Source organism: Mesorhizobium mediterraneum (assembly GCF_002284565.1).
Classification (GTDB): Bacteria; Pseudomonadota; Alphaproteobacteria; order Rhizobiales; family Rhizobiaceae; genus Mesorhizobium; species Mesorhizobium mediterraneum.
In genome coordinates this window covers 308,923-329,826 of record NZ_NPKI01000032.1, presented here as the reverse complement: position 1 = coordinate 329,826, position 20,904 = coordinate 308,923, and the positions used below count along the sequence as shown (strand labels likewise).

The 20,904-nt window shown below is 63.2% G+C and carries 23 protein-coding genes and 1 pseudogene; 19 read left to right on the top strand and 5 right to left on the bottom strand.

Going from position 1 to position 20,904, the window contains the following annotated elements; all coding sequences use genetic code 11:
- Positions 1-5 precede the first annotated feature (5 nt).
- From CIT25_RS25440 to CIT25_RS25425, 4 genes and pseudogenes are all read left to right on the top strand, one after another.
- A complete protein-coding gene (locus CIT25_RS25440; RefSeq protein ID WP_095487562.1) occupies positions 6-890 on the top strand; it encodes a F0F1 ATP synthase subunit gamma in 885 nt (294 codons plus the stop codon).
- Between the two features lie 73 nt (positions 891-963).
- Positions 964-2,547, top strand: coding sequence for a F0F1 ATP synthase subunit beta (gene atpD / locus CIT25_RS25435; RefSeq protein WP_164897789.1), 1,584 nt, complete (start codon positions 964-966; stop codon positions 2,545-2,547).
- Between the two features lie 109 nt (positions 2,548-2,656).
- On the top strand, positions 2,657-3,064 hold the full coding sequence (locus CIT25_RS25430) for a F0F1 ATP synthase subunit epsilon (RefSeq protein WP_095487560.1): 408 nt from the start codon (positions 2,657-2,659) through the stop codon (positions 3,062-3,064).
- Positions 3,065-3,108: 44 nt separating this feature from the next.
- Positions 3,109-3,203, top strand: a pseudogene (locus tag CIT25_RS25425) (F0F1 ATP synthase subunit epsilon); the annotation flags it as partial.
- Between the two features lie 337 nt (positions 3,204-3,540).
- On the opposite strand, the gene CIT25_RS25415 reads toward CIT25_RS25425, so the two are convergent.
- Positions 3,541-5,091: a mannitol dehydrogenase family protein gene (locus CIT25_RS25415; RefSeq protein WP_164547087.1), complete on the bottom strand. Its 1,551-nt coding sequence runs from the start codon at positions 5,089-5,091 to the stop codon at positions 3,541-3,543.
- 161 nt (positions 5,092-5,252) lie between these two features.
- Here CIT25_RS25415 and uxaC point away from each other — a divergent pair, with 161 nt between their 5' ends.
- From uxaC to recQ, 10 genes are all read left to right on the top strand, one after another.
- The gene (gene uxaC / locus CIT25_RS25410) at positions 5,253-6,662 is read left to right on the top strand and encodes a glucuronate isomerase (protein WP_095487556.1); all 1,410 of its coding nucleotides are present in this window, start codon (positions 5,253-5,255) and stop codon (positions 6,660-6,662) included.
- A gap of 37 nt (positions 6,663-6,699) precedes the next feature.
- Complete coding sequence (locus CIT25_RS25405) at positions 6,700-7,677, top strand: TRAP transporter substrate-binding protein (RefSeq protein WP_095487554.1); 978 nt, start codon at positions 6,700-6,702, stop codon at positions 7,675-7,677.
- Positions 7,678-7,780: 103 nt separating this feature from the next.
- Positions 7,781-8,308: a TRAP transporter small permease gene (locus tag CIT25_RS25400; protein ID WP_091600171.1), complete on the top strand. Its 528-nt coding sequence runs from the start codon at positions 7,781-7,783 to the stop codon at positions 8,306-8,308.
- A 4-nt stretch (positions 8,309-8,312) separates the two neighbouring features.
- A complete protein-coding gene (locus tag CIT25_RS25395) occupies positions 8,313-9,593 on the top strand; it encodes a TRAP transporter large permease (RefSeq protein ID WP_095487552.1) in 1,281 nt (426 codons plus the stop codon).
- 9 nt (positions 9,594-9,602) lie between these two features.
- A complete protein-coding gene (locus tag CIT25_RS25390; RefSeq protein WP_095487550.1) occupies positions 9,603-10,379 on the top strand; it encodes a FadR/GntR family transcriptional regulator in 777 nt (258 codons plus the stop codon).
- Between the two features lie 27 nt (positions 10,380-10,406).
- Positions 10,407-11,264 carry a 5-dehydro-4-deoxy-D-glucuronate isomerase gene (gene kduI, locus CIT25_RS25385; protein ID WP_095487549.1) on the top strand — a complete coding sequence of 286 codons (858 nt, stop codon included), beginning with the start codon at positions 10,407-10,409 and terminating at the stop codon, positions 11,262-11,264.
- Positions 11,261-12,028: a 2-dehydro-3-deoxy-D-gluconate 5-dehydrogenase KduD gene (gene kduD / locus CIT25_RS25380; RefSeq protein ID WP_095487547.1), complete on the top strand. Its 768-nt coding sequence runs from the start codon at positions 11,261-11,263 to the stop codon at positions 12,026-12,028. Before kduI ends, kduD begins: the two co-directional genes overlap by 4 nt.
- A gap of 13 nt (positions 12,029-12,041) precedes the next feature.
- Entirely contained in the window at positions 12,042-12,380 is a 339-nt protein-coding gene (locus tag CIT25_RS25375; protein ID WP_095487715.1) for a cupin domain-containing protein, read from the top strand.
- 304 nt (positions 12,381-12,684) lie between these two features.
- Entirely contained in the window at positions 12,685-12,828 is a 144-nt protein-coding gene (locus tag CIT25_RS36485) for a hypothetical protein (protein WP_158302646.1), read from the top strand.
- A complete protein-coding gene (gene recQ / locus CIT25_RS25370) occupies positions 12,828-14,666 on the top strand; it encodes a DNA helicase RecQ (RefSeq protein WP_095487545.1) in 1,839 nt (612 codons plus the stop codon). Before CIT25_RS36485 ends, recQ begins: the two co-directional genes overlap by 1 nt.
- Positions 14,667-14,750: 84 nt before the next feature.
- Here recQ and CIT25_RS25365 read toward each other — a convergent pair whose 3' ends face one another.
- A complete protein-coding gene (locus tag CIT25_RS25365) occupies positions 14,751-15,140 on the bottom strand; it encodes a hypothetical protein (protein WP_095487543.1) in 390 nt (129 codons plus the stop codon).
- Positions 15,141-15,221: 81 nt separating this feature from the next.
- Between CIT25_RS25365 and CIT25_RS25360 the strand changes: the two genes are divergently transcribed.
- The 4 genes from CIT25_RS25360 to CIT25_RS25345 all read left to right on the top strand — a co-directional run bounded on the left by CIT25_RS25360 (position 15,222) and on the right by CIT25_RS25345 (position 17,535).
- The gene (locus CIT25_RS25360; RefSeq protein ID WP_095487541.1) at positions 15,222-15,632 is read left to right on the top strand and encodes a DUF3024 domain-containing protein; all 411 of its coding nucleotides are present in this window, start codon (positions 15,222-15,224) and stop codon (positions 15,630-15,632) included.
- Positions 15,633-15,696: 64 nt separating this feature from the next.
- A complete protein-coding gene (locus CIT25_RS25355; RefSeq protein WP_095487540.1) occupies positions 15,697-16,842 on the top strand; it encodes a hypothetical protein in 1,146 nt (381 codons plus the stop codon).
- A gap of 124 nt (positions 16,843-16,966) precedes the next feature.
- Positions 16,967-17,191 (top strand): antitoxin MazE family protein, encoded by a 225-nt coding sequence (locus CIT25_RS25350; protein ID WP_164759292.1) that lies wholly within the window; start codon positions 16,967-16,969, stop codon positions 17,189-17,191.
- Positions 17,188-17,535 carry a type II toxin-antitoxin system PemK/MazF family toxin gene (locus CIT25_RS25345; protein WP_095487536.1) on the top strand — a complete coding sequence of 116 codons (348 nt, stop codon included), beginning with the start codon at positions 17,188-17,190 and terminating at the stop codon, positions 17,533-17,535. Before CIT25_RS25350 ends, CIT25_RS25345 begins: the two co-directional genes overlap by 4 nt.
- Before the next feature lie 109 nt (positions 17,536-17,644).
- Here CIT25_RS25345 and CIT25_RS25340 read toward each other — a convergent pair whose 3' ends face one another.
- Positions 17,645-17,968 carry a hypothetical protein gene (locus tag CIT25_RS25340; RefSeq protein WP_095487534.1) on the bottom strand — a complete coding sequence of 108 codons (324 nt, stop codon included), beginning with the start codon at positions 17,966-17,968 and terminating at the stop codon, positions 17,645-17,647.
- A gap of 104 nt (positions 17,969-18,072) precedes the next feature.
- Positions 18,073-18,996: an alpha/beta fold hydrolase gene (locus CIT25_RS25335; protein ID WP_095487532.1), complete on the bottom strand. Its 924-nt coding sequence runs from the start codon at positions 18,994-18,996 to the stop codon at positions 18,073-18,075.
- 184 nt (positions 18,997-19,180) lie between these two features.
- On the opposite strand from CIT25_RS25335, the gene CIT25_RS25330 reads away from it, so the two are divergent.
- Positions 19,181-20,155, top strand: a complete 975-nt coding sequence (locus tag CIT25_RS25330; RefSeq protein WP_095487713.1) for a Tim44 domain-containing protein — start codon at positions 19,181-19,183, stop codon at positions 20,153-20,155.
- 24 nt (positions 20,156-20,179) lie between these two features.
- Here CIT25_RS25330 and CIT25_RS25325 read toward each other — a convergent pair whose 3' ends face one another.
- Positions 20,180-20,821 carry a class I SAM-dependent methyltransferase gene (locus CIT25_RS25325; RefSeq protein WP_095487530.1) on the bottom strand — a complete coding sequence of 214 codons (642 nt, stop codon included), beginning with the start codon at positions 20,819-20,821 and terminating at the stop codon, positions 20,180-20,182.
- Between the last annotated feature and the right edge of the window lie 83 nt (positions 20,822-20,904).

Here is a 20,904-nt window from a genome sequence, read left to right as displayed (position 1 = left end):
GAAGCATGCCTTCATTAAAAGACCTTCGTAACCGTATCGCCTCGGTCAAGGCGACGCAGAAGATCACCAAGGCGATGCAGATGGTCGCCGCGGCGAAGCTGCGCCGCGCGCAAGAGGCGGCGGAGGCCGCGCGCCCCTATTCGGAGCGCATGGGCGCAGTGCTGGCCAACATCACCCAGGCGATCGGCGGCGGCGGCGAGGCCCCGGCGCTGATGACCGGCACCGGCAAGGACGACGTGCATCTGCTCGTCGTCTGCACTGCCGAGCGTGGTCTGTGCGGCGGCTTCAATTCGCAGATCGCACGCTTCGCCCGCGACCACATCCGCAAGCTTCTGGCCAACGGCAAAAAGGTCAAGATCATCTGCGTCGGCAAAAAAGGGTTCGACATCCTGCGCCGCGACTACGCGGAGCTGATCATCGAGCGCGTAGACCTGCGCGAAGTGAAGACGCTCGGCTTCGTCAATGCCGATGCCATTGCCAAGAAAGTCATCCAGCTCTTCAACGAGGGCGGCTTCGACATCTGCACGCTGTTCTATTCGCAGTTCAAGTCGGTGATCAGCCAAGTCCCGACGACCCAGCAGATCATCCCGGCAGGTGTGGCTTCGGCTGCCGCCGAGACGACGGACGGCGGCAATGCCGTCTATGAATACGAGCCGGAGCCGGGCGAAATCCTCTCCGACCTCATCCCGCGCAACATCTCCGTGCAGGTTTTCCGTGCGCTGCTCGAAAATGCGGCCGGCGAGATGGGTGCCAAGATGAGCGCCATGGATAATGCGACACGCAACGCCGGCGACATGATCAACAAATTGTCGATCACCTACAACCGCCAGCGGCAGGCGCAGATCACCAAGGAATTGATCGAAATCATTTCGGGCGCCGAGGCGCTCTAGGCGTGCTCCCACGAAGGTCTGTGACCTTCAAGCGGATCGCGTGAGAAACAAAGAGACGAAAAGGGTAAAGACGATGGCGAAAGCAGCGACCCCCCAGAAGGCGGCCCCGAAGACCGCCGCGAAGGCGGCAGCACCGGCAAAGGCTCCGGCAGCGGCAGCAAAGGCGGCTCCGGCCAAGAAGGCGGCCGCGCCCGCCAAGGCTGTTGCGGCGAAGGCGCCGACCGTCGCCATCAAGAAGACTGGCTTGGCCGGCAAGGTTCGCCAGGTCATCGGCGCCGTTGTCGACGTGCAGTTCGGCGAACATCTGCCGGCGATCCTGAACGCGCTGGAAACGTCCAATGTCGGCAATCGCCTCGTGCTCGAGGTGGCCCAGCATCTCGGCGAGAACACCGTGCGCTGCATCGCCATGGACTCGACTGAAGGTCTGGTTCGCGGCCAGGACGTCTATGACACAGGCGCGCCGATCACCGTGCCGGTCGGCCCGGGCATGCTCGGCCGCATCATCAACGTCATCGGCGAGCCGGTCGACGAGGCAGGCCCGGTCGACGGCATCGAGATGCGCTCCATCCACCAGCCGGCCCCGACCTATGTCGAGCAGTCGACGGAAGCGCAGATCCTGGTCACCGGCATCAAGGTTCTCGACCTGCTTGCGCCTTATGCCCGCGGCGGCAAGATCGGCCTGTTCGGCGGCGCCGGCGTTGGCAAGACGGTGCTGATCCAGGAACTGATCAACAACGTCGCCAAGGCGCATGGCGGCTTCTCGGTGTTCGCCGGCGTCGGTGAGCGCACCCGCGAAGGAAACGACCTCTACCATGAGTTCATCGAGTCCGGCGTCAACAAGAAGGGCGGCGGCGAAGGCTCAAAAGCGGCGCTCGTCTATGGCCAGATGAACGAGCCGCCGGGCGCGCGCGCCCGCGTCGGTCTGACCGGTCTGACGGTCGCCGAATATTTCCGCGACCAGGGCCAGGACGTGCTGTTCTTTGTCGACAACATCTTCCGCTTCACGCAAGCGGGTTCGGAAGTGTCGGCGCTGCTCGGACGTATTCCTTCGGCCGTGGGCTACCAGCCGACGCTGGCCACCGACATGGGCGCGCTGCAGGAACGCATCACGACGACGACCAAGGGCTCGATCACCTCCGTGCAGGCGATCTACGTGCCGGCCGACGATCTGACCGACCCGGCGCCGGCGACCTCTTTCGCCCACCTCGACGCGACGACCGTGCTCAACCGCGCGATCTCGGAAAAGGGCATCTATCCGGCCGTCGATCCGCTCGATTCGACCTCGCGCATGCTCGACCCGATGGTCGTCGGCGAAGAGCACTACCAGGTGGCCCGTCAGGTGCAGTCGATCCTTCAGCGCTACAAGTCGCTGCAGGACATCATCGCCATCCTGGGCATGGACGAGCTGTCGGAAGAGGACAAGCAGACGGTCGCCCGCGCCCGCAAGATCGAGCGCTTCCTGTCGCAGCCCTTCTTCGTCGCCGAAGTGTTCACCGGCGCGCCGGGCAAGCTGGTCGATCTCGCCGACACCATCAAGGGCTTCAAGGGCCTCTGCAACGGCGACTACGACCATCTGCCGGAGGCCGCCTTCTACATGGTCGGCGGCATCGAGGAAGCGGTCGAGAAGGCTCAGCGCCTGGCGGCTGAAGCGGCGTAATCAAGGCAATAGGGAGTAGTCAGTAGTCAGTAGTGAATAGCAGCCGGGTGATCGGGACAATTGTCCTCTCCCTACTCCCTACTCACTATTCCCTACTCACTAAATTGACATGGCTGAAGCTTTCAAATTCGAACTGGTCTCGCCGGAGCGCCTGCTGGTTTCCGAGCAGGTCGAATCCGTCGTCATTCCGGGCGCCGAAGGCGAAATGACTGTCATGGCGCATCACGCGCCGGTCATGACCACGATCAAGCCGGGTGTCGTCACGGTGAAGACCGCCGCCGGCAACGAAGAACGCTACGTCGTGTTCGGCGGCTTTGCCGACATCGTTCCGGCTGGCTGCACGTTGCTGGCAGAATCGGCGGTAGCCGTCGGCGACATCGACCGCGCCGACCTTGCCCGCCGGATCCAGGAAGCCAGGGAAGACGCCGCCGACGCCAAGGACGATCAGACCCGTACCAAGGCCGAGCAGTTCCTTAGCCAGCTCACCACACTTGAGAGCGCCATCCTGCCGGCCTAAAGGCTGGGCTATCCCTCGTCATTCAGGGCGAAGCGGAGGATTTNACGCCGCCGACGCCAAGGACGATCAGACCCGTACCAAGGCCGAGCAGTTCCTTAGCCAGCTCACCACACTTGAGAGCGCCATCCTGCCGGCCTAAAGGCTGGGCTATCCCTCGTCATTCAGGGCGAAGCGGAGGATTTATGCTACGACATAGGCCAAGAGTAGGACGGCCCAGGATAAAGCTTCCGTCGCGTTCCTTCGCGCCCCCCTCTGTCCTGCCGGACATCTCCCCCACGGGTGGGGAGATTGGCCGACACTGCGGCTTTCGCAAATCTCCGACGTTGCTGAACTGGCGCCGGCATCAGAGCTGCCAATCTCCCCCCTTGTGGGGGAGATGTCCGGCAGGACAGAGGGGGGCGCTGTCCCGCCGACGTCAAAGTTCTGCATCGCCCGCTACGCCCTGATCCCGGATCAGTATCAGATCAGCCTAATAGTCATTCGCTCCCAATGCCCAGCGATGCGAAAGCAGCAGCCACACCACCTTGTCGCAGGCGCTCGAGATGGGCGGCCGCTAAGTCGATCAGCGTCAGGCGCTCAGCACCGCCCTTGGCGAAGCCGGCCAGGTCGAACACCGCCGCCACCGCTTCGCCAGCCGATAGCTGTCGGGTGCCTAGTGCGGCCAGGGCCAAGTCGAGCGGGTCGGTGAAATGGTTTTCCGGCAGGGATTTGCCGCGCGCCTCGCAAGCGGCGATCCAGGCGGCCACCACCAGCATCAGATGCGCGGGCGGGGCACCGGCACTCAGCCGCTCCATGGCGGAGGCAACGATGCGCTGCGGCAGTTTCTGGCTGCCGTCATTGGCGATCTGCGCCGTCCGGTGGGCAAGCGCGGTGTTCGAATAACGCTTAGCGAGTTGGGCCGTGTAGTCGGTCGTGTCTAGCCCGGCGTCCTGCGGCAGCGTCGGGATGGCCTCTGCCCACAATCCGTCGACGAATTGCCGGATCGCCGGATCGGCAAAGGCGCGGTCGACCGTCTCATATCCGCTGAGCAGGCCGAGATAGGCGATGGCCGAATGCGAGCCGTTGAGCAGGCGCAGCTTCATGTCCTCGAACGGCCCGACATCACCGACCATGGTGACGCCGAACTTTTCCCAGGCCGGCCTGCCCGCCGGGAAATCGTCTTCGACCACCCATTGGCAGAATGGCTCGGTCATCACCGGCCACGCGTCTTCGACGCCGAGCTGGCCTGATATCCGTGTCCGGTCGGCATCGGTGGTCGCCGGCACGATGCGATCGACCATGCTCGATGGAAACGCCACCTCGTCGGCGATATGGCGGGCGAGATCGGCATCGCCTGAAGTGGCGAGCCTGGCATCGCCTGAAGTGGCGAGCCTGGCATCGCCTGAAGTGGCGAGCCTGGTACCGCGTAGCGCGGCGAATTCGACCAGCAGCCTGTGCAGCGTGGCGCCATTGGCCGGGAGATTGTCGCAGCAGAGCACGGTGAATGGCCGGATGCCGGCGGCACGGCGGCGCGAAAGGGATTCGGTCAGAAAACCATGCGCCGTTCGCGGCATTTGCGGGTTCGCCAAGTCGTGGACGATGTCGGGATGGGCTGTGTCCAGTCCGCCACCCGCCGCCCTGAGATAGGCTTTCTCGGTGATCGTCAGCGTGACGATCGAGGTGCGCGGATCGGTCAGCGCGGCCAGCACCGCGCCCGGATCTTCCGGGGCCACCAGCATCGACAGGATCGAGCCGACGACGCGCAGGCTTTCACTGTCGCTGCTTCTGACCGCCAGCGTGTAGAGCCCGTCCTGCGGCGCCAGCGCGTCGCGTGTGTCGGCGCTGCGCAGCGAGACGCCGACAATGCCCCAATCCGTCTCTCCCGTCGCCAGGCAGTCGTCGACATAGGCTGCCTGATGAGCGCGGTGGAACGCGCCGACGCCGAGATGGACGATGCCTGGCACGATCTGGTCGCGATCATATCCAGGGATCGCGGCCAGAGCCGGCAATGCCTGCAGCGTGCTGTTGGAAAGGCGTCTGTTGGTCATGGTGCGGCGATCGTCCGGAGGCGTGGCTGGCAGCGGCGTAACATCCGTTTCCATCCTGCACAATGGGTCACCGCCATCAAGTCATCATATAACAACCCGATTTTTGTATGTTGACATTACTTCTTTCCGATCCTACCGATTGCCGTATTGGGAGGATTGATGTGGCCGTGCTGACGCATCCGGATTTGCTGTTTCCATCGGAGACGCGTCCGCTTTCGGTTGCCCGCGATCTTTACGCCGGCGTGAAGAACCTGCCGATCGTCAGCCCGCATGGTCACACCGATCCGCGCTGGTATGCGCTCAACGAGGCGTTTGCCGATCCGGCGCAATTGCTTGTTGTGCCGGACCACTACATCTTCCGCATGCTGTTCAGCCAGGGCGTCCGCCTCGAGGACCTCGGCGTGCCAACGCTCGACGGCTCACCGGTGGAGACCGACGGCAGGACGATCTGGCGGCGCTTCGCCGAGCACTATCATCTGTTCCGCGGCACGCCGACGCGGCTGTGGTTCGACCATGTGCTTGCCCATCTGTTCGGCATCGAAGAGCCGCTGACGGCCGCAACCGCCGACCGCCATTACGACATGATCGCGACCTTGCTGCAGTGGGAGAATTTTCGCCCGCGAGCGCTGTTCGAGCGCTTCAACATTGAGGTCATCGCGACGACCGAAGGCGCGCTCGACGATCTCAAATGGCACCAGATGATCCGCGACAGCGGCTGGGATGGGCGCGTCGTCACCGCCTATCGGCCGGACGCGGTCGTCGATCCCGATTTCGAAGGGTTTTCGGCCAATCTCGACCAGCTCGGAGAAATCACCGGCTGCGACACCGGCACCTGGGCCGGCTATCTCGATGCGCATCGCCAGAGACGAGCCTTCTTCAAAAGTTTCGGCGCGACCGCGTCGGATCACGGCCATCCAACGGCGGAGACCGCCAATCTGTCGGATGCCGCCGCGCAGGAGCTGTTCAACCGCATCCGCCGGGGCTCGGATGACGAGCGCGAGCGAAAACTGTTTCGTGCCCAGATGCTGACCGAGATGGCCAAGATGAGCCGCGACGATGGGCTTGTCCTGCAAATCCATCCCGGCTCCTGGCGCAATCATTCGCCTTCCGTCTTCCAGAGGTTCGGCAGGGACAAGGGCTTCGATATCCCGACCAGAACCGACTATGTGACGGCGCTGAAGCCGCTGCTCGACTGCGTCGGGCTGGAGCGCGACCTCACCGTCATCGTCTTCACGCTCGACGAGACCAGCTATGCGCGCGAGTTGGCGCCGCTCGCCGGCGTCTACCCGGCGCTGAAACTCGGGCCGGCCTGGTGGTTCCACGACAGCCCGGAGGGCATGCGCCGGTTCCGCGAGATGACGACCGAGACGGCCGGCTTCTACAACACCGTCGGCTTCAACGACGATACCCGCGCTTTTCCATCCATCCCGGCTCGCCACGATGTGGCGCGTCGGGTCGATTGCGCCTTTCTTGCGCGTCTCGTCGCCGAGCACCGACTCCGCGAGGACGAGGCGCACGAGTTGGCGCAGTATCTGGCCTATACGCTCGCGAAAAAGGCGTACCGGCTCTAACGGCGCTTGCCGCCATCGTTCAAACGGGAGGAAACCAATGCTGCATTTTTCTAGACTGGCGGGAGCTACGCTGCTTGCCGCCGCACTGATGGCTGGAACGGCAAGCGCCCAGACGGTTCTGCGCTCGTCCGACACGCATCCGGACGGCTATCCGACGGTCGAGGCGGTCAAATATTTCGGCGAGCTTGTGAAGGAGCGGACGGCCGGCCGCTATACGGTCGAGCTTTATCATTCCGCGCAGCTCGGCGAGGAAAAGGACACGATCGAGCAGGTGCGCTCCGGCGTGATCGACCTCAACCGCGTCTCGATGGCGCCGTTCAACGGGCTTATTCCCGAAACCACCGTGCCTTCGCTGCCCTACATCTTCCGCTCGGAAGACCATATGCACAAGGTCATTGACGGAGCGGTCGGCGACCAGATCGCGGCGGCGTTCGAACAGGTCGGGCTGGTGCTGCTTGCCTTCTATGACGGCGGCGCGCGCTCCTTCTACAATTCGAAGAAGCCGATCAACTCTGTAGCCGATCTGGCCGGCATGAAGTTCCGCGTCATCCAGTCCGACATCTTCGTCGACATGGTGGCGGCACTCGGCGCCAACGCGACGCCGATGCCGTATGGCGAGGTATATTCGGCGATCGAGACCGGGGTCATTGACGGCGCGGAGAACAATTTTCCGAGCTACGATACCGCCAAGCATGCGGAAGTGGCCAAGTTCTATTCGCTCGACGAGCACACGATGGTGCCGGAAGCCTTCGTCATGGCGAAGTCGAGTTGGGACAAGCTGACGCCGGAAGACCAGGCGATCTTCAAGGCGGCCGCCAAGGAAAGCGTCGCCAAGCAGCGTGGGCTGTGGGCCTCCAAGGTCAAGGAATCGCGTGCCAAGGTCGAGGCGGCCGGTTCGCAGATCACGACGCCGGACAAGCAGCCCTTCATCGACGCGATGGGCCCGGTCTACGAGAAGCACGTCAAGGACGACAAGCTGAAGGCCATGGTCGAGGCCATCAAGGCCGCGCAGTGATCAAGCGGCGGCGCGGGCATTCCGCGCCGCCATCCTCTTGCGGAGAGAACCGGTGACCTTCAGCCCAGAACAGAGACCGCCCCTTGCCGGCATCGCGCGCGTGATGTCGCGCGTCAGCACGGCGGCGCTGTGGATCGCCGGCATCGGGCTGGTGCTGATGACCGCCTTCGTCGCCTGGCAGGTGTTCGGCCGCTATGTTCTGAACCGCTCGCCGAGCTGGACCGAGCAGGGCTCGGTGATGCTGATGAGCTGGTTCATTTTCCTCGGCGCCGCCGTCGGCGTGCGCGAGAACTATCACCTCGGCTTCGACGTCCTGCTCTACGTGCTGCCGAAAGGCGGCAAGCGTTGGCTGAGGATGATCTCGGACCTCGTCGCGCTCGCCTTCGGCATCGGCATGATCTGGTATGGCAGCCAGCTGGTCGCCTTGACCTGGGGCGCCACCTTGCCGTCGCTCGGCATATCAGGGGGCTGGGACTACGTCCCGCTTGTCGCGGGAGGCGCGCTCATCGTGCTTTTCACGCTGGAGCGGATCGTGCTTCGCCTCTCCGGTGCGCCGATCGACGATGCGCTCGATGAGCTGCCGCCGGCGGAAGTCGCAGCCGAACTCGACACAGCGAACGTGAAGGTCTGACGCCATGGAACTCTGGATACTCTTCGGCGTCTTCACCGTTCTGATGCTTATCGGCACGCCGATCGCCTTCTGCCTCGGCGTCGCAAGCTTTGCCACCGTCCTCTACATGGGCCTGCCGCCGCTCATCGTGTTCCAGCGCCTGAATTCCGGCATGAGCGTCTTTTCGCTGCTGGCCATTCCGTTTTTCATCTACGCCGGCGACTTGATGGTGCGCGGCGGCATCGCCAGCAAGATCGTCGCCTTCGCCGGCTCGCTCGTCGGCCACATGCGTGGCGGTCTCGGGCAGGTCAACATCGCGACCGCTACACTGTTCGGCGGCATTTCGGGCTCCGCGGTGGCGGAGGCGGCAGCGGTAGGCGGCTTGATGATCCCGCAGATGAAGGCGCGTGGATATGGAGCGGACTACGCCGTCAACGTCACGTCGATGGCGGCGCTGATCGCGCTGCTCCTGCCGCCGTCGCACAACATGATTATCTACTCGATCTCGGCAGGCGGAAAGATCTCGATCGCCGACCTGTTCACGGCCGGCATCATCCCGGGCCTGCTTTTGGCCCTGGCACTGATGGTCACCGCCTATTTCGTGGCGCGCTCCCGCGGCTATCCGACCGAGCCGTTTCCGGGTTTCGCCGCCGTCGCGCATCTCTTCGCCGTCGCGGTGCCCGGCCTGCTGCTGATCGCGATCATCTTCGGCGGCGTGCGATCGGGTATTTTCACGGCCACCGAGAGTTCCTGCATCGCAGTCATCTATGCGTTGCTCGTGACTGTCTTGGTTTACCGGCAGATGACTTGGGAAGGTTTCGTTCATGCCACCCATGGCGCCGTGCGCACCACCGCCATGGTGCTGCTCATCATCGGCATGGCGGCGGCGTTCTCGTGGTTGATGGCCTTCCTGAAAGTGCCGGCGGCGCTCATAGCCTCGATGAACGCGATCTCGGAAGATCCGCTGGTCGTGCTTCTCCTGCTCAACCTCTTGATGCTGTTTCTCGGCACGTTCATGGACATGGGGCCGACGATCATCATCTGCACGCCGATCTTCCTGCCCGTGGCACAGGCCTACGGCGTCGATCCGGTGCATTTCGGCGTCATCATGATCCTCAACTTCGGCATCGGGCTGAACACGCCGCCGGTGGGCGCGGTGCAGTTCGTGGCGTGCGCGGTGGGCAAAATATCCGTCTGGGAAGCGATGCGCTCGATCTGGCCATTCTATGGGGCAGGCCTCGTGGTGCTGGGGCTCGTCACTTACATTCCGGCCATCTCGCTATGGCTGCCGAGCGTCTTCAAATAGGGGTTGGCAATGGCATCGGATACGGCGATCAGCCTGAAGGTCGAACGCAAGCCCAAGCTGTCGGAGACCGTGGTCGCGGCGATCCGCAAGCAGTTGCAGGCGGGCGAGATCCAGCCAAGCCAAAAGCTGCCGACCGAGGGTCAGCTGACCGAAACCTTCGGGGTCAGCCGCACCGTCATCCGCGAAGCGCTGGCCAAGCTCGCTGCCGACGGTCTGGTTGAGCCGCGCCAGGGCGCCGGTGTCTTCGTCACCGAGCATATATCGACGATGTTCGGCGCGCTGGCCGCGGACATGGGCAGCAAGGATTCGATCGCGCTCAACGTGCTCGAAGTGCGCCTGGCGATCGAGATCGAATCCGCCGGGCTCGCCGCTATCCGTCGCAATGCCGCGCAGGAAGCGGCGATCCAGGAGGCGTTCTTCGAGTTCGAGAGGCTGCTCTTGAACAGCGAGCCGACGGGTCCGGCCGACCTTGCCTTCCACCGCGCGATCGCCAGCGCCACCAACAACCCGTTCTATGTCGAGATGCTCGACGTGCTCGGCCGGCGCGCCATTCCTTGCGACGTGACGTCACCGTGGTCCACCGAGCTCGCCCAATCCGACGTCTACCAGCGGGGACTGCAAGGCGAGCATCTGGTGATCCTGAATGCCATTACGACAGGCGATGCCGAGTCCGCGCGCGAAGCCATGCGCGCGCATCTCACCGCTAGCCAGCAGCGCTATCGTGAGCGGCTGCACGCACGTCAAAGTTTTTATGCTGAGTCGGTTAAGGCCGCGGCAACCGAATGACCAATGAGGCAGCCCAATGGGACAGCAATGAATCACACTGACAATCACACGGACTTCACCTCGCGCTTCGCCATCGACCCTGTTACCGCCGCGGCGATGGGGACGGACGAGCTTCGTCACAATTTCCTGATCGAAGGCCTGTTCCAGTTAGGCCGCATCGGCCTGACCTACACGCATTACGACCGCATGATCGTCGGCGGCGCCATGCCCGCGGGCACGCCGCTGCCGCTGGAGGCGATCAAGCCGACCGGGACCAAGAACTTTCTCGATCGCCGCGAAATGATCGCCGTCAACATAGGCGGCGCCGGCATGGTGAAGGCGAGCGGCCAATCCTACGAGCTGCAGCCGCGCGACATGCTGTATCTCGGCATGGGCGCCAATGAGGTGTCGTTCGCCTCAGTCAATCCGGCCGAGCCGGCCAAGTTCTATCTACTCAGCGCGCCGGCGCATCAGAGCCATCCCAGCCAGCTGATCCGCATCGGCGATGCCAAGCGGCTCGACCTCGGCAGCCAGGCGACCTGCAACGAGCGCTCGATCTTCCAGTTCATCCATGCCGGAGGCGTCAAAACCTGCCAGCTCGTCGTCGGCATGACCCAGCTTGCGTCAGGCTCGGTCTGGAACACCATGCCGTGCCATGTGCATGACCGACGCATGGAGGCCTACCTCTATTTCGACCTACCGGAAGCGGCGCGCGTGTTCCATTTCATGGGCGAACCGGACGAGACCCGCCACCTCGTCATGCGCAATGAAGAAGCGGTGCTGTCGCCGGGATGGTCGATCCATTCGGGCGCCGGCACCTCCAACTACGCCTTCATCTGGGCGATGGCCGGCGACAATGTCGACTATACCGATGTCGATCCGGTAGCGATGGAAGAGCTGCGGTGAGCGACCTCTCGGCTTTCAGCCTCGCCGGCAAGCGCATCCTTGTCACCGGCGCCAATACCGGCATCGGTCAAGGCATCGCCCTGTCGATCGCGCGCGCCGGTGGTGCTGTGGTCGGCGTCGGCCGTTCGGCGATGGACGAGACGGCGGAAAAGGTCGCGGCGGTGGGCGGACGCTTCGAGGCGGAACGCTGCGATCTTGCCGATCATGCCGCCGCCCAGGCGATGCTCGATCGCGTCTGGGACGAAACCGGGCCGCTCGATGGGCTGGTCAACAATGCCGGCATCATTCGGCGCGCCGACGCCGTCGATCTGACGGAAGCCGATTGGGACGACGTCACGGACGTCAATCTGAAGACGGTCTTTTTTCTCGGCCAGAGCTTTGCCCGGCGCGTGCTTGCCGATCCGGGGCGGCGCGGCAAGATCGTCAACATCGCGTCGATGCTCAGCTTTCAGGGCGGCATCCGCGTCGCCTCCTATACCGCCTCGAAACACGGCGTGCTCGGCATCACCCGATTGCTCGCCTGCGAATGGGCGTCGAAAGGCATCAACGTCAACGGCATTGCGCCCGGCTATATCGAAACCAACAACACCGAGGCGCTGCGTGCCGATCCAGACCGCAGCGCCGCCATTCTGGCGCGCATTCCGGCCGGGCGCTGGGGCGGTCCGGAAGACATCGGCGACGCGGCTGTCTTCCTGCTGGCGCCGGCGTCCAACTATATGCATGGCGCGGTGGTGCCGGTGGACGGCGGCTGGCTGGCGCGATGAGGAGGATTTGGCGATGACCGGAACGAAGATCTTCTCGCACGCCGGCGAGGGCGCATGGACGCCGACGCCGGACGGCAATCGCAGGCGTGTGCTGCTGCACACGGACGAACTGATGATGGTCGAGTTCGGGTTCGACAAGGACGGTGTCGGCGCGCTGCATTCGCACCCGCATGTCCAGGCGAGCTACGTCGCCGAAGGCCGCTTCGAGGTCACCATCGACGGCAGGACCGAGATCCTGGAGACGGGAAGCAGCTTCATTGTCCCTTCCAACCTGGTTCATGGCGTCAGGGCGCTCGAGGCCGGGCGCCTGGTCGACAGCTTTACGCCGCACCGCGCCGATTTTATCGACTGAAGCCGCGCGAAGGCAGGTCATCGCGGCGTGTGTCCGGCCGAGGGGGCAGGCGCTTCCAGCATACCCCGCAAACGAAAAGCCCGCGCCTCCGGAGAGACGCGGGCGTGTTGCCTGGGCGCTTGTGGCGCCGCGGTACTCAAAACATCACCGCAGAACCTGAACCTGCCGAATTATGATGAAGATAGGATTAACCGGCCAGAGCCAACGCGATATTCACAGCCAAAGCGAATAGGGGCTGGAATCACGATCCCATATCCGCCAATGAGGGAGATATTCTTTCAGTTGGCGCCGACGGAGACAGGGCTTGAAGGGGGATCAAGTGTTCGAAACCGCGGTCAAGGCAGTCACCTGGAGATTCGTCGGGGAGCTTCGGCAGGTCACGTCGCCGCTGCTCCTGACCGTTCCCACCTTGCCTTTTCAGGCGGCGCCGATTGTAGAAATTCCCTGATGCAGGTATCGACGGCGAGCGTCCCGGCGGAGGATCCCAAGCGGCGCGTCCTGAAGGACGTGTTCGGCTTCGACGATTTTCGTCCCGGCCAGGACGCTGTGACGGAGGCGCTGCTGGCCGGGCGTCATGTGCTGGCTGTGATGCCGACCGGCGCTGGCAAATCGCTCTGCTACCAGGTCCCGGCGCTGGTCCTGGGCGGGCTCACCATTGTCGTTTCGCCCCTGGTGGCGCTGATGCAGGACCAGGTCGCCGCATTGCGTCTTGCCGGCGTGGCCGCCGATACGATCAATTCCTCGCTTGACCGCGATGCCAATGTCGCCGCATGGCGCCGCGTTGCGGCGGGCCAGACGCGCCTGCTCTATCTTGCGCCGGAACGGCTCATGACCGCGCGGATGCTCGAGGCGCTCGCCAGGCTCGATATCCGGCTGATCGCCGTCGACGAGGCGCATTGCATCTCCCAGTGGGGCCCGGCGTTCCGGCGCGAATATGAAGAGTTGTCGCGGCTGCGCGACATTTTCCCTGGCGTGCCGATCATTGCGCTGACGGCGACGGCGGACGAGGCGACGCGCACCGACATCGCCGCGCAGCTGTTCGCCGGGCGTGTCGAAAGCCTGGTGCTGGGGTTCGACCGGCCGAACATCAAGCTTGGCATCGAGGCCAAGCAGGACAGCAAGCGCCAATTGCTGAGCTTCGTAGAGCGTCATGCCGGCCGCAGCGGGATCGTCTATTGCCTGTCGCGCAAGAAGACCGAGGAGATGGCGGCGTTCCTCGAGAAGAACGGCGTGCGTGCCCTGGCCTATCATGCCGGCATGAGCAAGGACGCGCGTGAAGCAAATCAAAACGCTTTCATGACCTTGTCCGGCGTCGTGATGGTGGCGACCATCGCCTTCGGCATGGGCATCGACAAGCCTGACGTCGCCTATGTCTTCCATACCGATCTGCCGGGCAGCCTCGAAGCCTATTATCAGGAAATTGGGCGCGCGGGCCGCGACGGGCGGGCTGCCGAGGCACATATGCTCTTCGGTCTCGGCGATATCCGCATGCGCCGGCTTTTCATCGAAGACGAGGATGCGCCGGCGGAGCATAAAAGACGCGCGCATGGCCGCCTCGACACGCTGATCGGTTATTGCGAGACGGCGCAGTGTCGCCGCCAGATCCTGCTTGGCTACTTCGGCGAAACAGCAGTGCCTTGCGGCAATTGCGACAATTGCCTTGACCAGACGCCGCATGCGGATGGCGAGGCGGAGGCACGGATCATCCTCGCGGCCATCGCCCAGACCGGCGAGCGCTTTGGTGCTGCCCATGTCGCCGATGTTTTGATCGGCCACGAAACCGAGAAGGTCCTGGCCAGGAACCACCACAGGCTTGCCAGCTTCGGGACCGGTGTGGCGCACAAGAAGGATGTGTGGCTGTCGCTGGTCCGCCAGCTTGTCGCGGGAGGGTTTCTGACATTGGACTCAGGCGGCCATGGCGGCCTCGCCATCGCCGAAAAGGGCCGTGAGCTGGCCCGTGGCGATGTCCCGTTCCGGTATCGCGTAGAGGTGCGGAGCCGCGCTCTGCGTGGCAAGACACGTCCCGATGCTGCCGCGGGCACGGAAGGGCTGGATTCCGCGCTGTTGGCCACGCTCAAGGCGGTGCGGCTGCGTCTTGCCCGGGAGCGCCAGGTGCCGGCCTTCGTGATCTTCTCCGATCGCACACTGATCGACATGGCCGAACGCTGCCCGCGCGACCTCGACGCCTTCGCCGCAGTCAACGGTGTCGGCGCCGCGAAGCTTAGGGAATTCGGTCAGATTTTTCTGAGCGCGATCGCCGCGCACCAATCCGGGGCATCGGGCTGAGGTTATCCATTACGCTGACGATGGACCGCGCGGGATGAAGAGTCCTGCATCGGCGCCATAGCCCACGAAACCACCTGTCGGGCATCAGTTCCTACCGAGCTCGCCTGTCCAACGATCTCGCCCTGCCCAGTACGGGCAGTTCGGGCAAGTGCCGCCTTCCGGGTACTCGATTCCTTCCTCGTGCGGACAGCCGAGAATTCCGTCCACCATCGCTACGGAATGCACCCCATGCCCGCGCAAGAGCGCGGCGATCTCGGCGAAGACCGTATCGTTCCTCCGTACGTCGCTGGTTTCGTCAAACCAGCGACGCAGGATCGTCGCCTCGGATTGAGGGGCGGGGACGATACCCACCGCCACCTTCGTGGCGCGGAGGCCATCGGGGCCATAGAAGGCGATGGTGCCGACCGGATAACTGCGCACGCCCAGCTTGGCCTTCTTGGCGATCCATTTCCTTGCCCGCTGGTCCGGTTTCATGGTTGCTGCTCTCGCGTGAATCGGCAGAATATCGCTACCCGCGTATGAGATAAATCAGCAACGCAAGGGTGGATCAAGGCCGTGGCCAAGAGGAAACAATGGGTCATCGCGCCGCGTGCCGGAAGGCTGGCCGTGGCCGACGAGCGGGAAAAACAAGCGATCGTAGCGACCTGCGAGACGTTCATCCGTGACGTCCTGAAACCTCGGTTCCTGCCCGAGATCCGACCGACCGAATGGAATTACGTGATTGATATCCGCGGCTCCTGGGCAGCTGGTCGATACCGCTTCATCCAGCGCTACCGGTCGGGCATGGAACACAATCGCGGCGAGGAGTTCGACGCGGCTTTCGCCAGAATCGATCGCGTGGGGCCAGATCAATTCGATATCTACTGGATGCGGCACACGGGCAAATGGTGGCGGCTTTACGCCGGCAAGACGCTCATCGAGGCGCTTCGCATTCTCGAAACGGACGGTATTCTGCATCCGGTCTGAATCACTATCGCCGGCCTGCTGGCGGTGTCGGCGTCGGCCATTACAGAACCAAGCGAACGCGGTCATGAGCGAATACCAATATTACGAGTTTCGGACGGTCGACCGTCCGCTCAGCGAAGCGGATCGCCGGGTCTTGCGCGATTTGTCGACACGAGCGCGGATCACCGCCACGAGCTTCACGAATTCCTATGAGTGGGGCGACTTCAAAGGCGACCCGGTCGAGTTGATGGAGCGCTGGTTCGATCTCCATCTCTATCTGGCCAATTGGGGCACGTACCGCCTGATGGTTCGTCTGCCGAAGCGGCTGGTCGATCGGCGGCGTCTCGACGGATTTCTCCACTCGGTCGATTGCGTCGATGTCACGACATCGGGTGAAAATCTGATCGTCGACATCCTGTGCGAGGAACTGGAGCCCGAGGACTATTGGGACGACGAATCGGACTGGCTCGAGGCGCTCGCGCCGCTGCGTGCGGATGTGCTTGGCGGCGACCTGAGGCTTTTCTATCTGGTGTGGCTGATGGCGGTCGAGGCCGGTTCTATCGAGCCGGACGAGGCGGAACCGTTGCCGGGGATCGGCCCGATGACTGGCGCGCTCGACGCTTTCGCGCGGTTCTTCCGTCTCGATGCCGATCTCGTCGAGGCGGCAGCCGAACGTCCCGCCGGCACGACGGCGGAGGACCCATTGTCATCGGATGTCATCCGTCGTTCCCTTGCCGATTTGCCTGATCGTGAAAAAACGATGCTGCTTGCTCGACTGGCCGAGGGCGATTCGCATGTGGCGAGTGAGCTTCGGCCGCTCGTTCGGGATCGCCAGGCGTTGCAGACCTCGGCGGCTCGACCCGCCGTCGCTCCGCGCTCGGCTGGCGAATTGCGCGCCCATGCCGATGCGATCCGTGAGGCTCGCGAGCGCGAGCAAAGCGAGCGGCGGGAGGCCGAAAGGAAACGGCGGGAGGCGGAAGAGTTACGCGCCCGCCGCGCCCGGCTCGATGCGATCATGCAGCGCGGCGAAACCGTGTGGCGCGAGGTGGAGACCGAAATCGAGCGCCGCAACGCTTCCGGCTACGATACGGCCGCCGGTCTTCTGCTCGACCTCAAGGCGATTGCCGAGGAGCGGGGGACGATTGGCGACTTCGCCCGCCGGTTGCAGGCGATCCGCGAACGGCATATCCGCAAGGGGCGCTTCATCGAACGGCTGAAGCCAATAGGATAACATGGCTCGCAATAGTAGCGAGTCACAGCCGTTGTCGTAGCCCCGTTGTGGGCTTTCCGATGAGGACTGGTCAAAGCTCGCCCTCCGCAATAGGTTACATGTAACCATTAGCGGGAGAATCGTCATGGCCTCGGCATCGAAGCCTAAGTCCTCAGGCATGAAGGTGCGGGAACATCGTGAACGTCTGCGCCGGCAGGGTCTGCGCCCGATACAGATATGGGTGCCGGACGTGCGTGCGCCGGCCTTCCGTTCGGAAGCGCATCGTCAGTCGCTGGCCGTCGCGGCAAGCGCCCATGCAAGCGAGGATCAGGCGTTCATCGACGCGATATCGGATTGGGGTGATGAATGAAGCGTGGCGATATCTGGACGGTCGCCGGCGGCAAGGATTTCGCCGGCAAACCTCGTCCTATCGTCATCATCCAAGATGACAGTTTCGATGCGACGGATTCGATTACCATCTGTGGCTTGACGACCGACGAGACGGACGCGCCATTGTTCCGTTTGGCCGTCGAACCGAACGAGCGCAACGGGCTGCTCGCCGTCTGCCGACTGATGGTGGACAAGATCACCACGGTCCCGAAATCCAAGATCGGCGCAAATATCGGGCGATTGGACGACGCGGACATCCTGCGCCTCAATCAGGCCGTTATCGTTTTCCTCGGCTTGGCCGTGTCGCCGAGACTGAAGCCGTGACGGTGAGGATGACCGAATTCATGAAGCCGTCGAGCCTCGGCTCCAATGCCACGTCCTGCGACGTTGACCTTCTGCCTTCGGCTTGCAGGCTCTCACTCCGGCGCCGCAATCAGCATTTGCTTCGTCTCACCGCTGCGATCGCAGCCTCCTGCTGCCGCAAGCGCTCGATTTTCGCGCTCTGGCGGGCAGTGATGGTAGAGGCGACACGCCGTCCTCCCCATAGCCAGCTCGGAATGTTGGTTTGAGCGACTTTGCCCCGAGTGATCGCAGTCGCCGACATCTCCTTGGCGACTTCGCCCATGGCCACATTGAGTTCGACGCAGCTCATCTTGTCGTATTTCGCGGCATCAAAGGATGCGCGGAAGGGTGATGCGCAACCTCCGAGAAATACGAAGCTGCATATCAGGGGCGCGGCTTTAGTGATCGCCTTCATTTTTTATCAAGCAGGTTTGACGCCGAACGGGCGAATATCAGAGGGTTCTCGGTCTCGGGCCGCGGAGCGTTCCCGAGGTTTTGCGTAACGGAAGCATGTGACCTCTACAATACTCTGTTCGACGCGTCATTCCCCCTATTATCCTCGAAGAATTTCGAGAGAGCCGCTGCGGTCTGGTGAGGATGCTCTTCTGGAAAGAGGTGCCCGCCTGGGACAGGGCTTCCTTCAACGCTGTCGGCCCATTTTCTCCAAATAGCCAGCGGCCCGCCTTCCTCCGCATACCAGTTCTCCACGGCGCCTTCGCTACTCCATAGCGCCAGGAGCGGACACTCGATGCGACGACCGTTTGCCTGGTCCAGCGCGTCATGTTCACGATCGATCATGGCAGCGGCCCGATACTCTTCGCATATCGCATGAACATGAACGGCATCGCGAAGCGCATCGACATAGGCGTCCCTGACCTCCGCAGAGAACATTTCTGCCGGCGACCCCCACTGCACAATCGCATTGTCGACGATGGCATCGGGCGCCGCGCCTATCAGTCGCTCCGGCAGAGGCTCCGGTTGCGCAAGAAGGCTCCAGGGCCAGAAGCTCAGAGCCAGCCTGGCGTCCGCCCTATCCCACGCGGCGGCGGTGGGGATGACGTCGAGGACGGCGACTTTGGAGATTTCGCCGGGATGGTCGAGCGCCAGGCGATAGGCGACCCGCCCGCCGCGATCATGTCCGGCAACCATGAACTGCTCAAACCCCAGCCGCTTCATGACTTGAACCATGTCGCCGGCCATGGCGCGTTTGGCGTATGGACTATGATCGGCAGAGGAAATCGGACACCCGCTTTGCCCGTAGCCTCGAAGATCGGCGGCGATCACCGTAAAGCGGGGCGCCAATGCTGTGGCGATATCTCTCCACATCAGATGTGTCTCGGGAAAACCATGAAGTAGCAGCAGCGGCGGACCCGTTCCGCCGACCCTTGCGAAAATGGTCGTCTCGTCCAGTTGCAAGCTGGTGGCGCTGAAACCTGCAAACATTGTTCGTCTCCCTCGGCGTGCCCTCAGGCAACAACGCACAATTTAGCAGAAGGATCACGTCAGCTGCCGTGCCTGGTGGAGAGGCGGTAACGGAATTTCTCCTCAATGGCTGGTGCGGGTCACTGATATTTCGATCGGCGCACCCCATATGAGCGGCAAGAGTGTCGCTTAAGGGTTTGCTATGATGATTTCGCGTTCGAGCCGGTTTGCAGTTTTGTTTGCAGGACTGTTCCTGGCACTTTCCATGGTCACGGCCGATTACGCCGAGGCGCGCCGTGGCGGCAGCTTCGGCAGCCGCGGCACGCGCACTTTCCAGTCGGTCCCGCCGACGAGGACGGCGCCACAGCCGGCCGCGCCGGTCGAGCGCTCGATGACGCCCGCGACGAACAATGCGGCCCGCCAGACGCCGGCATCCCAACGACCAGGGATCTTCAGCGGCCTCGGCGGTTCGATGATGCGTGGCCTGCTGCTCGGCGGTCTGATCGGACTTCTTTTGGGTCAAGGGTTCGGCGGCTTGGCTGGCATGTTGGGCCTGCTGCTTCAAGGTCTGCTGATCGGCGGCGCGATCATGTTGGCCATCCGCTTTTTCCGGTCGCAATCGGCACGCAACCAAGCGCCCGCCATGGCCGGTGTCCCGCGGAGCATGGGCAACTTCGGGCGAAACGCGGCAGGCCAGCCCGAGACGGGCAACGTGTCGTCTTTCGCCATTCCAGGCATCGGGTCTGGATTTGGCCGGACGGCTCAAGCCTCCGATGAAATCACAATGACGCCGGCCGACCTCGACACATTCCAGCAACGGTTGACGGAGGTTCAGGAAGCGTTCGGACGCGAAGATCATGCTGGCCTGCGCCGGCTGGCGACCCCCGAGATGGTGTCGTACCTGTCCGAGGAACTTGCCGATAATGCCAAAAAGGGCATCAGGAACGACGTGTCTGACGTCAGCCTGTTGGAGGCCGATATTGCGGAGAGCTGGCGGGAAGACGATCGCGACTACGCGACGGCTGCGCTGCGCTACGAGTCTCTCGACGTGATGCGTGATCGCGCCAGCGGCAAGATCGTCGCGGGCGAAGCCGATCAGCCGACGGAAACGACCGAACTGTGGACCTTCACACGTCAGAACGGTGGCGACTGGAAGCTCGCAGCAATCCAGCAGCCCTGACCGATACGCTGCAGCCTCGGCCGCTCACGTCCTCTTGCGAGCCACGATGTAGGGACGGTTGTCGTTGCCCTTCGTTGCGTGGCTTTCGGTGGCAAGAACGTCGAAGCCCGCGGCACAGATATGCTGGCTCAGGTCTGCCGCCCGAAAGACGCCTGCATAGGGTGCTTTGCCGATCGCGTGCATTGCGGGCAGCAAGGCAAGCCGGATGAGTGGGTTCATATCGCCGACGCAGGGTGTCTTGGAGATGAACAAGCCCTCCGCTGCAAGTAAGGCGTGGATGCGGCGCAGAGTGCCAGGCAGGTCGCGGACCATATGGAGATAGTTGAATCCCAGAACCGCGTTAAACTGCTCGTCGTCAGGCGCAAGCGCGTCTACGGTCGCGGTGCGGAAGACAAGCGCCGGGATGGGGCCAGCGGCGTGTTTCTCGTTGGCAATCGCGATCATTCCGGCGGAAATATCCGTCGCAAGATAGTTTTGAACATCGCCCGCGAGCCGGAGCGCGGTTGTTCCTGTTCCGCAACCCAGCTCCAGCACCCTGTCGCCTGGTCCCAACAGGGCGCGGGTCCGGTCCAGCGTGCGCTCATATCCGGCCTGATCCGCAATCGCGCCCATGGCGTATTTCCGTGAACTGCGGTCCCAGAAGCGGGCGTCGCTCGCTATGCTCATGATGGTTGCTCCTCAGATCGCGGCCTCGCCCTAATCCGCATTAAGTTCGGCATTAAGAATGATCTGAGGCGAGTCGTGTCCGC

Coding starts and splice junctions, on each gene's coding strand:
- atpD (WP_164897789.1), top strand. CDS start 964: ATGGCGAAAGCAGCGACCCCCCAGAAGGCGGCCCCGAAGACCGCCGCG.
- recQ (WP_095487545.1), top strand. CDS start 12,828: ATGCAGGTATCGACGGCGAGCGTCCCGGCGGAGGATCCCAAGCGGCGC.
- CIT25_RS25345 (WP_095487536.1), top strand. CDS start 17,188: ATGAAGCGTGGCGATATCTGGACGGTCGCCGGCGGCAAGGATTTCGCC.
- CIT25_RS25400 (WP_091600171.1), top strand. CDS start 7,781: ATGTCGCGCGTCAGCACGGCGGCGCTGTGGATCGCCGGCATCGGGCTG.
- CIT25_RS25325 (WP_095487530.1), bottom strand. CDS start 20,821: ATGAGCATAGCGAGCGACGCCCGCTTCTGGGACCGCAGTTCACGGAAA.
- CIT25_RS25405 (WP_095487554.1), top strand. CDS start 6,700: ATGCTGCATTTTTCTAGACTGGCGGGAGCTACGCTGCTTGCCGCCGCA.
- CIT25_RS25365 (WP_095487543.1), bottom strand. CDS start 15,140: ATGAAACCGGACCAGCGGGCAAGGAAATGGATCGCCAAGAAGGCCAAG.
- kduI (WP_095487549.1), top strand. CDS start 10,407: ATGAATCACACTGACAATCACACGGACTTCACCTCGCGCTTCGCCATC.
- CIT25_RS25340 (WP_095487534.1), bottom strand. CDS start 17,968: ATGAAGGCGATCACTAAAGCCGCGCCCCTGATATGCAGCTTCGTATTT.
- CIT25_RS25395 (WP_095487552.1), top strand. CDS start 8,313: ATGGAACTCTGGATACTCTTCGGCGTCTTCACCGTTCTGATGCTTATC.
- CIT25_RS25330 (WP_095487713.1), top strand. CDS start 19,181: ATGATTTCGCGTTCGAGCCGGTTTGCAGTTTTGTTTGCAGGACTGTTC.
- CIT25_RS25430 (WP_095487560.1), top strand. CDS start 2,657: ATGGCTGAAGCTTTCAAATTCGAACTGGTCTCGCCGGAGCGCCTGCTG.
- CIT25_RS25335 (WP_095487532.1), bottom strand. CDS start 18,996: ATGTTTGCAGGTTTCAGCGCCACCAGCTTGCAACTGGACGAGACGACC.
- CIT25_RS25415 (WP_164547087.1), bottom strand. CDS start 5,091: ATGACCAACAGACGCCTTTCCAACAGCACGCTGCAGGCATTGCCGGCT.
- CIT25_RS25440 (WP_095487562.1), top strand. CDS start 6: ATGCCTTCATTAAAAGACCTTCGTAACCGTATCGCCTCGGTCAAGGCG.
- CIT25_RS25350 (WP_164759292.1), top strand. CDS start 16,967: ATGGCCTCGGCATCGAAGCCTAAGTCCTCAGGCATGAAGGTGCGGGAA.
- CIT25_RS25355 (WP_095487540.1), top strand. CDS start 15,697: ATGAGCGAATACCAATATTACGAGTTTCGGACGGTCGACCGTCCGCTC.
- CIT25_RS25375 (WP_095487715.1), top strand. CDS start 12,042: ATGACCGGAACGAAGATCTTCTCGCACGCCGGCGAGGGCGCATGGACG.
- CIT25_RS25390 (WP_095487550.1), top strand. CDS start 9,603: ATGGCATCGGATACGGCGATCAGCCTGAAGGTCGAACGCAAGCCCAAG.